This window comes from Clostridium sp. (genome assembly GCF_036660475.1).
GTDB lineage: Bacteria > Bacillota > Clostridia > Clostridiales > Clostridiaceae > Clostridium_J.
The window spans coordinates 1-9,186 of record NZ_JAVXAO010000028.1 but is presented as its reverse complement, the minus strand read 5'-3'; the positions used below and the strand labels follow the sequence as shown (position 1 = coordinate 9,186).

The window sequence follows — 9,186 nt, the reverse complement described above, 5'->3', positions numbered from 1 at the left end:
TTTAAACTTTACTATGTAATTTTGAGAGAACATAATTGTTTTCTTAAAACTTAATCAATACAGACTATAACCAAAGTTTGTATAAAATTTATAATTTTGATGATAGAAACGAGCAGTTTAAGGAAATGAAGGAATGAGCAACAGAGTTTATTAAATATAAATGAGTAGCGGAATGACTGAAATTGACAAAGAAATGCGAAGTTTATAGCAACAAAATATCTGGTAATTATGCTTTTGATGGATACACCCGTTCCCATACCGAACACGAAGGTTAAGCATCAAGAGGCCGATAGTACTGCACGGGCAGCTGTGTGGGAGGGTAGGTTGTTGCCAGGTCAATGTTCCGCGATAGCTCAACGGTGGAGCACTCGGCTGTTAACCGATAGGTTGGAGGTTCGAATCCTCTTCGCGGAGCCATTTTTAGTCTTACAATGTTAAGGCTTTTTTTATTTTTTGAGAATGCTAGTTTTCATTTTTATATTGAGTGAGTACCATTAATGATTCACCGTCAGTTTTAACTACAATGTTACCATTAATATCAGTTCTAAAAATATGAGAATTTACGTTCATTAGAGTAGTTAAAGTTTCTTTGTGAGGATGACCGTAATCATTTCCAACCCCACAACTTATAATAGATATTAAAGGAGTTACTTTGGCTAGAAATTCAGAAGAAGATGATGATTTACTACCATGGTGCGAAACCTTAAGAATGTCTGAATTTAAAGATGCGTTAGAAATTAATAATTTTTTTTCAATAATCTCTTCGCTATCTCCTGTAAATAAAAATGAAGTATTTTTATTTACGTATTTTATTACTAGAGAGTAATTATTTAAATTGTCATCAACTAAATTACCAGTCCAAAGGAATGATATATAATTGTTTTCATCCAATTTAATTGTGGAGTTATCACTGGGCGTGGTTATAGTTAGGTTTTTACTTTTTAATATCTTTATCATATTAGAAAAATCACTGTCAGGTGAAGTGATTTTAGGCATTATAATTTTATTAATTTTAAAAGTATTTATTACATCGTCCATAGAGCCAATATGATCTTCATGAGGGTGGGTAGCTATAACATAATCTAAAGTTTTAATATTATATTTTTTTAGATATTTTATAATTTTATCACTAGAGCTATTAGGTCCACTATCGATTAAAATATTAAATTTGTTATTTTGAATTAATATAGAATCACCTTGACCAACATTAATAAAATGAACTTTTGTTTCGACATTAGAAATAGTATCACTAGATTCATGAGAAATCATATTTCCTAGGAAAAAACAAAGAATACATATTATCATTATTAAAATAGTAAATTTATAGTAAGGTCTAGTAAACATATTTTTCATAAATACTCCTTCAAGGGTAGGATAATTAAATATTATATTGATAATAGATAAATATGTTAATAGGATTTATATAGTAATGTAAACATATCTATAAATATTAATTAACATAATATTAGGTTAGTAGGATATAAATTAATATTTATATAAAAAGTTATACAAATAATTAAGTTAAAAAATAAAAAGATAATAATTTCTAACTAGCATTTTAATTATTGACAAAAAAACATGTTTATAACTCATTTAAGACCAATACATTTATACTTCACGAACAGATTTATTACTGATATAATTACATATAAGTACTTAAAGGGATGTGATTTTGTGAGAAAAATAAGATTTGGGATAAAATTTTCCTTGAAAATGCTACAAATTGCAATTAAAAGGATTATATATCCAATTAAAAAGAATAGATTAACTGAGGATGAAAGAGAAAAATATTTATATAATATAGAAAATAATTGGGCAAAGGCTACTATGAAATATTCAGAATTAGAGATAGACGTACAAGGAAAAGAAAATCTTATTGATGAGCCTTGTGTATATATATGCAATCATCAAAGTGTGTTGGATGTTCCATTGATAATGGCTAATATAAATACTGTTGTTGGAGCTATAGCAAAAATAGAACTGAAAAAGGTTCCAATAGCTTCATATTGGATAGAAGAGGTTGGTTCAGTATATATAGATCGTGAAAATGGAAGAGAAGGTTTAAAATCTATACTAAAGGGTGTAGAACAATTAAAAAATGGTAGGTCAATGCTTGTTTTTCCGGAAGGAACAAGAAGTAGATGTAGTAAAATGAGTGAGTTTAAGAAGGGAAGTTTAAAACTAGCGATTAAGGCTAATGTGCCAATAATATTAATTACAGTGGACGGAACATATAAAGGGTTAGAAGGTGAAGAACAAGATATGAGAGCTAAAATCATATTTCATAAGCCTATTTATGTAGATGAACTTACAAAAGATGAAAAAGGGAATTTAGTGAATTTATGTAAAGAAATAATTGAAAAACCTTTAATAGAGGGTGAAATCAATAAATAAGAAAAGGTACTTAATTGTTATAAAAATAATTAAGTACCTTTTCTTTCATATTAAGTATAGTAGTCAAAATAGCCGAAGAATGACTTATTTATTTTGAAGACCTCTTAATCTATGGTTAGTACAATAGATTTAAGACGTGACATGGCTTCTATACTATATTTAATTCCTTGAGTGCCCATGCCTGAAGACTTAACGCCAGAGAAGGGAAAGTGATCAGGGCCTCTTTCTGATTTGTTATTAATTTGAACTGCGCCAACTTCTAATTTATTTGCGACATAAAAAGCGTCATTAATATTTCGGGTAAAGACACAAGACTGAAGACCATATTGAGACTTATTGGCAATTGCAATTGCTTCATCCTTATCCTTAACTCTAATAATTGGTAGCACTGGTCCAAATGGTTCTTCCCAAGCCAGACGCATATCACAAGTAACATAATCAAATAATGTTGGATGTATTAAGTTTCCTTCACGAATATTACCATGCAATAATTTAGCTCCCTTAGCTAGTGCATCATTAATAAGTTCTTCTACAAAGTCTGCAGAAGGTTTGTCTATTAAAGATGTTATTGTAGATCCAGATTCAGGAGTTCCAATAGTAAGCTTCTTTACTTGATCTAAGATCTTGGAGGAGAGTTCATCAGCAATGTCCTCAGTAACTAACACTCGCTTAATAGCAGTGCATCTTTGACCAGAATAGCTATAAGCGCCAGATACAATTTCTCTAGCAGTATCATCTAAATCGGCATCTCTTAGTACAATAGCAGCATCTTTACCGCCTAGCTCCATCATCATTGGAATCATACCTGCAATTTTCGCAATATGTTTACCAACCTTAGTAGAACCTGTAAAATTTATAAAATTAATATTCTCATTGGTAGAAAGATAATCTCCGATTTCTGAAGACTTTCCAGTTATAGAATTTAACACACCACTAGGAACACCAGCCTCTTGAAAAATCTTCACAAGATGAAGAGCACTAATTGCACCTTGAGTTGGTGGTTTTAGTATAACGCTATTTCCAGCAACTAGTGCGGGTGCAATCTTTGAGGCAGATAGATTTATAGGATAGTTAAATGGAGATATTGCAAGAACTACTCCAATAGGAACTCTTTGTGCAAAACTCATTTTATTCTTTTTAAATCCAGGAAAATTGTCAGCAGCTATGGTTTCACCTTCTAAGTGTTTAGCAGCATCAGCTGTAAAGCGTATAAAATCAGCAGTTCGTTTTACTTCAGAAATACATGAATTAATATCTTTACTGATTTCCTTCATAAGAATTTCTGCTAGTGCATCACATTTTTCCTCTAAAAGTGTAGCAGCAGTGTGAAGTATTTCAGCTCTTTTATTAACAGGCATATCACTCCAGACAATTTGACTTCTTTTTGCATGACTTATAACCTCATCTACATCTTTAATGTTCATTTTAGGAATGGTTCCTAAAAATGAATTATCGCTAGGACAAAATATATCTATAGTATCTTCAGTAGATACCCATTGACCGTTTACTAAGTTACAATAATGATTTTCTTTCTTTATACATTTAAACAAAAAAGAACCACCTCTTTCTACTTAATTATATTTATACTTTAATCATTACTATATTATTAACAAATACAGTCTTTAAAATACTAATATAGAATAGGTGATTATAGGGAATTAATTGAATTTGATGTATAAAAAAACTTGATTTCAAGTAGTGAATATACGAGAAATCAAGTAAAGCTGATATTATTCTGATAAAAGTTCTAATATATAGTGGCTAGATAATTTTTCATTTGAAAGAAGTCCTGATACGCAGGTAACATACTCTGGCTTACTATCACTACTCCACTGTATTTTTTCACCTACAATATTTTCTATTATTCCTGTAACATCAAAGCCTAAACCTTCTAAAGAGTATCTTAGTTTTTCTTCAGAAATGCACGGCTTACCAATACTACGAGTACAAGTATTACATATTAAACATCGTCCAGAGAAGAGAGAAATAGTCTCATCGAAGTAATGTTCTAATGAAGAAACTTTTTTATCATTAAATTCTCTGAAACTATAATAAAGTCCGTTAAATGTGTTAGAAAAATCATCCTTTTCCTTACTTATATCACTGTATTTAGATAAAGAGTGTTTCACGATTTCTTCAAGTTCCATTTTAGGTACTTTGTCTATATGTATTTTACCACTAATAATATAACAATATTTATATTTAGATACATAATCTAAATCCTTAAATGGTAAAGGTGGACAAGACCAAACTTTATTAAATTTATTACAAGACTCACAATATTTATTTACAACCTTAGGGGTGTAATAAACAAGGAGTTCATCTAAGGTTGTCTCCTTGATTGTATAAGAAATATATTTCATCATTTATAATGCACCTCAATTATTTATTTTTACTATATTTTATACTAGTGTGAAATACATTAAACTATTCTTATATGTATCTGTATGAGATAAGTGAAAGAATAATGTAAAATCTAATAGTGAGTTAAAATATAGGGATATTACTATAGATTCTTACAATGATTATAATAAAGGATTGAAATTATTACAATGATTATAATAGAGGTTTTAATATTATGGTGATAATATTAAGTTAATATGTATTCAAAAAATAAAAAAGCCGTATAATACGGCTTAGAAAATTAGTCTATATCAGTATATTTACTTTTAGCAAAGAATGAAATAGCATAAAGACCGGCCAATCCAACTAAACCATAAATTACTCTACTAAACATGCTAATAGTTCCAAATAAACTAGAACCAGCAAATAAAACTGCAACTAAATCAAATTGGAATAGTCCTATCAATCCCCAGTTTACGGCTCCAACTATAACTAAAAGTAGAACTATTGAATCTAAAATTTTCATAAAGACATCTCCTTTAATATATATTACAATTAATATTCTTTACAAAAACAATATTTTTAAACCATATATATTGAAATAATAATTATTAATATTTTGTTAACAATAAATAATACAGTCATATAGTATACATTTTTATAGTTATATATTATATAATATTATTTATTAAAATAAATTAGAAAGAAGGTATAAGTATGAAGGAATTTTTGGTAATGATAGGAAGTATGATATTATTTGCAATTGTTGTTTTTGGAATATATATGATATTAAAGAAATTTGTATTGGATAAGATTAAAATAAGCAAATGGGTAGTACTAGCTCTAGGTGTTATGGAATTTATATTACCACCATTAGTGTTTCCCAATATGCCTGTTATAGTAGTAAACTTTGTGATTCCAGGAGTATTTGTAATATTATTCTTATGGTTCTTGGATCTTACTGGATTTATGAATAAATCTAAGGGGAAGGCTACAACAGCAGCTTATAACTATGGAAAAAGCAAAAGCAAAATTAAAAATAAAAAAGATAACATTGTAATAAGACCGAAAGCAAAGCCAAACAGAGTAAAACATAATCAAAACAATAAATAGTGATAGTAAAAGCCATATATTCGTAATGATTAAGAATATATGGCTTTATTTAATAAGTTTTTTATGAAATTAAAATAAATAAGTAAAAAAATTATATAACCTAAATTCAATTGTATAGTATAATAAAGTATATTCTATTTGATTATATAACTTGTAATATTATTAATATATGATAAAATTTAAATATAAATTATTTTAAAGGAGAAGGATTATTATGTGTAGATGCTGTTGCTGTTGTTATTGTTGTGAGAAAATTAAAATTTAACAAGACTGTACTGCGCTATAATAATACGGATTAATGAATAAAATATATTTTAATCGTTATTTAAGCTACAGTTAGGTCTGTGGCTTTTTATATTATGCGATGAAGTGTAATTATTAAATATAAGTATGAAAAGGAGAATTGATATGAGTTTTTATCTGTATAATACCTTAAATAGAAATAAGGATGAATTCACACCTATAAATAAAGATAAAGTTGGTATGTATACTTGTGGACCAACAGTGTACAATTATGCACACATTGGGAATTTAAGAACTTACATATTTGAGGATGCACTGAAAAAATCCTTGGAATATGTAGGATACAAAGTTAAGCATGTTATGAATGTTACTGATGTTGGTCATCTTCAATCAGATAGTGACGAGGGTGAAGACAAAATGGCACTAGGTGCAAGTCGTGAGCATAAAACTGTATGGGAAATTGCGAAATTTTATGAAGATGCATTCTTCGAAGATTGCAAGAAATTAAATATAAAAAGACCAACAGTAGTATGTAGAGCTACTGAGCATATAACAGATATGATTAAGTTTATCCAAAAGTTAGAAAACAAGGGATATACTTATGAATCAAATGGGAATGTATACTTTGAAATAGATAAATTTGAAGACTATACTAAATTAGCAAACTTGAGTATTGATGAGTTAGAAGCTGGTAGTAGAATAGAGATAGATATAAATAAAAAGAATCCATTAGACTTTGTACTTTGGTTTACAAACTCTAAGTTTTCAAATCAAATAATGCAATGGGATTCACCATGGGGTAGAGGATTTCCGGGTTGGCATTTAGAGTGCTCTGCTATGAGTATTAAATATCTAGGTGAACAAATTGATATTCACTGTGGTGGAATTGATCATATACCAGTTCATCATACTAATGAAGTGGCACAATCAGAAGCAGCACTAGGACATAAGTGGGTAAATTACTGGGTACACGGAGAATTCTTAGTGGAAAATGGTGGCAAAATGTCTAAGTCAAGCGGAGATTTCCTAACTGTATCTAGACTTGAAGAGGAAGGATTTAGCCCTCTGGACTACAGATACTTCTGCCTACAATCTAAATATAGAAAACAACTTGTATTTAGCTTTGAAAGCTTAAAAGATGCTCAGAATGGATATAAAGCACTTAAAAAGAAGATTTCAGCAGTTTTATCAAATGTAGAAGAAAGTGAAACAATAAATAAAGAAATCATTGAAGGATATCAAGAAAGATTTAAATCACACATAAGTGATGATTTAAATTTAGCAAATGCATTTACTGTTATCAATGAAGTTTTGAAGGATAATTCTTTAAACAATAAAGAAAAAGTTACGCTAGTTGAAGACTTTGATACTGTATTCTCTTTAGATTTAATGAAAATTGAAAAAGAGACTGTCGAAGTAGATGAAGAACGTATAAATAAACTTATCGAAGAAAGAAATCAAGCAAGAGCAAATAAAAACTATAAAAGATCTGATGAAATAAGGGATGAATTAATAGCTATGAATATAGATGTGTTAGATAGTAAAGAGGGTACTACTTGGAAAGTAAAGTAGTTCAATAAAATATCTAATTAATTCTAGTTTTAAGGTGTTAAGTAGTTATAAATTTCTTAAATAGAAGGGAAGATATTATGCCAATTATAACTTTAAGAGCTGTTAAGCAGCATGAGGTAATTAATATTAGCAAGAATCTTATAGACGAATTAGAAGCATTATTAGAATGCCCACGTGATTATTTCACAATAGAACTAAGAAATTCAACATTTATTAAGGATGGCAGTATATCTGATGCATATCCAATAATAGATGTGGCATGGTTTGATAGAGGCCAAGAATTGCAAGATGAAGTAGCGAAGATAATTACAAAATATGTTTGTGAGTTAGGATATGAAACTGTAGATGTAATATTCCATGTATTAAATGGGAGTTCATATTATGAAAATGGTGTTCATTTCTAGAATTAAATAAAAGTTTAGGCATAGCGAAGTACGATATAGTATAAGCTGTGCCTTTTATATTTAACTATCGCATATATTATTTATCAAGTTATATATTCTACATTCTAAAATAGGGTACATACAGTTAATTTGATCTAATATTTTATATACAGTTTTCTCATTTTTTTTAAGTTTACCTGTTTTGCGTTTAAGGGTAGTGGAGTTGTTTAGGAATTGTGTACTTGTCATAATAAATGACGAGATGCTTGAAAGTTCTCGCATTATTTGTAGTAAAGGTGTTACACAATTAGCTACATATAATAATTCATAGTCATTGAATTGAAGGAAATTCAATTGGGTTTTTAGTACATTTAAGCTAGTAGCAATTCTAGCTAAGGATGTTAAGTCGTCGTCAACTATAGAAAGGAGTGAACTATTATTGGGTGCTTGTGAAGAAGCTGTAGAAACCAGGGGTGGAATATTAGGAATATTGGTGGAAGTATTGGAGCAACCTAAAGAATCGTCCAAGGGATTATTATAGGAATTCATAGACAAATCATTTAATTTTTCAAGGTTGGATTCAAGTAAGCTTGATAAACTATCTATACTATCAGATATTTTTTTCATATTATCATTATCCATCTAAATACTCCTACAAAAATTATTTTATATTAATGATTAAATATATGATTCTATTCATAAACTTATTCGTTAAGTGTATAGAGAAGATAACATGAGGTAAAAAATATAAATAAGTTGTAAAAGTTATTGTTAATAATAATGATTAAAAAAATAGGGGTAAATGGACAAGCAACTAATCCATGCGTATCAGTATGAGTATACTAGAAGAATATTGAGATATACATAAGAAATCAAATGTAATTCAATTTAATGTAATATAATATATATTTATAAATATTAAATCATGGTAAGATAAATCTTGTCGCTGAGAGATGCGGCAAAGAAACAACAAAGGGTAAGAGAAAAATCTTAAGAAATTAAGAAAAAACTTTTCAAGAAAGTTGTTGACAGATAAGAAATTATCTAGTAGAATAGTAAAAGTCATCACTAATCAGTGAGGCAGAAGAAAAACAAATGGTCTTTGAAAATTAAACAGAGAAAAAGGTAAAACCAGTTA

General features: G+C 28.7%; 9 protein-coding genes, 1 tRNA gene and 1 rRNA gene. 6 read left to right on the top strand and 5 right to left on the bottom strand.

From position 1 onward, the window contains the following. The first annotated feature begins 218 nt into the window (after positions 1-218). A 5S ribosomal RNA gene (gene rrf, locus RSA29_RS18590) occupies positions 219-336 on the top strand. Between the two features lie 6 nt (positions 337-342). After that, positions 343-417, top strand: a tRNA-Asn gene (locus RSA29_RS18585). Between the two features lie 45 nt (positions 418-462). On the opposite strand, the gene RSA29_RS18580 is transcribed toward RSA29_RS18585, so the two are convergent. Next, on the bottom strand, positions 463-1,353 hold the full coding sequence (locus RSA29_RS18580) for an MBL fold metallo-hydrolase (RefSeq protein ID WP_332661495.1): 891 nt from the start codon (positions 1,351-1,353) through the stop codon (positions 463-465). A 321-nt stretch (positions 1,354-1,674) separates the two neighbouring features. Between RSA29_RS18580 and RSA29_RS18575 the strand changes: the two genes are divergently transcribed. Beyond that, positions 1,675-2,394: a lysophospholipid acyltransferase family protein gene (locus tag RSA29_RS18575; RefSeq protein ID WP_332661494.1), complete on the top strand. Its 720-nt coding sequence runs from the start codon at positions 1,675-1,677 to the stop codon at positions 2,392-2,394. A 104-nt stretch (positions 2,395-2,498) separates the two neighbouring features. Here RSA29_RS18575 and RSA29_RS18570 read toward each other — a convergent pair whose 3' ends face one another. The 3 genes from RSA29_RS18570 to RSA29_RS18560 all read right to left on the bottom strand — a co-directional run bounded on the left by RSA29_RS18570 (position 2,499) and on the right by RSA29_RS18560 (position 5,263). Next, positions 2,499-3,944 carry an NADP-dependent glyceraldehyde-3-phosphate dehydrogenase gene (locus RSA29_RS18570; RefSeq protein WP_332661493.1) on the bottom strand — a complete coding sequence of 482 codons (1,446 nt, stop codon included), beginning with the start codon at positions 3,942-3,944 and terminating at the stop codon, positions 2,499-2,501. 180 nt (positions 3,945-4,124) lie between these two features. Next, the gene (locus RSA29_RS18565) at positions 4,125-4,760 is read right to left on the bottom strand and encodes a DUF2284 domain-containing protein (protein WP_332661492.1); all 636 of its coding nucleotides are present in this window, start codon (positions 4,758-4,760) and stop codon (positions 4,125-4,127) included. A 278-nt stretch (positions 4,761-5,038) separates the two neighbouring features. After that, a complete protein-coding gene (locus RSA29_RS18560) occupies positions 5,039-5,263 on the bottom strand; it encodes a DUF378 domain-containing protein (RefSeq protein ID WP_332661491.1) in 225 nt (74 codons plus the stop codon). A gap of 191 nt (positions 5,264-5,454) precedes the next feature. Here RSA29_RS18560 and RSA29_RS18555 point away from each other — a divergent pair, with 191 nt between their 5' ends. From RSA29_RS18555 to RSA29_RS18545, 3 genes are all read left to right on the top strand, one after another. After that, a complete protein-coding gene (locus RSA29_RS18555; RefSeq protein WP_332661490.1) occupies positions 5,455-5,850 on the top strand; it encodes a hypothetical protein in 396 nt (131 codons plus the stop codon). A 408-nt stretch (positions 5,851-6,258) separates the two neighbouring features. Continuing rightward, positions 6,259-7,665, top strand: coding sequence for a cysteine--tRNA ligase (cysS, locus tag RSA29_RS18550; protein ID WP_332661489.1), 1,407 nt, complete (start codon positions 6,259-6,261; stop codon positions 7,663-7,665). A 77-nt stretch (positions 7,666-7,742) separates the two neighbouring features. After that, positions 7,743-8,069, top strand: coding sequence for a DUF1904 family protein (locus RSA29_RS18545; protein ID WP_332661488.1), 327 nt, complete (start codon positions 7,743-7,745; stop codon positions 8,067-8,069). A gap of 60 nt (positions 8,070-8,129) precedes the next feature. On the opposite strand, the gene RSA29_RS18540 is transcribed toward RSA29_RS18545, so the two are convergent. After that, positions 8,130-8,690 carry a hypothetical protein gene (locus tag RSA29_RS18540; RefSeq protein WP_332661487.1) on the bottom strand — a complete coding sequence of 187 codons (561 nt, stop codon included), beginning with the start codon at positions 8,688-8,690 and terminating at the stop codon, positions 8,130-8,132. Between the last annotated feature and the right edge of the window lie 496 nt (positions 8,691-9,186).